We start from the raw sequence: 971 nt of genomic DNA on the forward strand, positions 1-971 counted from the left end.
GCGGTGGTCAGCGGGGAAAGCTTGGCCCCCATGGCCAGGACAGTGGCCGCGCCAGCGCGCAACTCGGGATCGACGCCGGCGAGCGGATCGGCCGCCGCCGCGCTGGCAAAGTCCAGCCCGCCGATGCCCAGGCTGCCCAGGCCCATTCCACCCAGGCCAACCCCCAGCGCCACGCCACCCCGGCGCAAGACCGACCGTCTGTTGATCATCACCTTCTCCCTCGCCGTCGCAGCCATGCCATCTTGCATAAGGCGGCTATTTGCACAATCGTTTACTCAATCGCGCAACAGCGCCATCCTGAAAGGCCCACCACCCGATGTTCGCAGCCCTGTTACCACGCCTTGCCGCCCCGGCGCTGGCCCTTCTCGCCGCCCCTGTCGCTGCGCTGCCCGCCGTGGCCCATGCCGATGCATCCATGGCACCGCCCCCCGTGCTGGAGCCAGCATTCCGCGCGCATGTTTTGTTGGGGGAAAGCCTTGACGTGGGCCAGACGCCGCGCGGCGGGCGCAGCCTGGTGCGCATTACCGGGGGCACGGTCGATGGGCCCATGCTGCACGGCGTGGTGCTGCCCGGTGGGTGGGACTGGCAGTTGCACGGAGCGGGCGGCTGCATCGAACTGCATGCCGACTATATGCTCAAGGCCGCCGACGGGGCCGTGATCAACGTGGTCAACCACGCCAAGGCCTGCCCCGGCCCCCACGGCGAAAAGCCGCAGATGGTGGGCATGCCTATGTTCGAGGCGCCGCTCGGCCCGCAAGGCTGGCTCAACAGCGGCGCCTATGTCGCCACGGTCACCGGCGGCAGCGATCCTGCCCATCCGGCCGTGGACATTGCCGTCTACAAGGTGCGCTGATCAGCGGCGGGCGGTCTTGGGTGGCATGGCGCAGGCCGTCACGCCGCCCTTGGTCCTGGCCACCAGCGGATAGCGGCACAGCGGCCGCTCCCGCCCGGGCCAGGGCGTGGCCGGGCCG

General features: G+C 70.1%; 2 protein-coding genes. One reads left to right on the forward strand and one right to left on the reverse strand.

The genetic code is table 11. The features are described 5' to 3' along the window. On the reverse strand, nt 1-209 hold a 209-nt coding region (locus tag H926_RS26195; protein WP_202804681.1), incomplete at its 3' end, for a hypothetical protein. 107 nt (nt 210-316) lie between these two features. On the opposite strand from H926_RS26195, the gene H926_RS26200 reads away from it, so the two are divergent. Then, nucleotides 317-853 carry a DUF3237 domain-containing protein gene (locus tag H926_RS26200; protein ID WP_022675777.1) on the forward strand — a complete coding sequence of 179 codons (537 nt, stop codon included), beginning with the start codon at nt 317-319 and terminating at the stop codon, nt 851-853. Nucleotides 854-971: the final 118 nt, after the last annotated feature.

It is taken from the genome of Novosphingobium sp. B-7 (assembly GCF_000410615.1).
Classification (GTDB): Bacteria; Pseudomonadota; Alphaproteobacteria; order Sphingomonadales; family Sphingomonadaceae; genus Novosphingobium; species Novosphingobium capsulatum.

Bases quoted from the DNA above. Each gene is read 5' to 3' on its own strand.
- H926_RS26200 (WP_022675777.1), top strand. From the start codon at position 317: ATGTTCGCAGCCCTGTTACCACGCCTTGCCGCCCCGGCGCTGGCCCTT.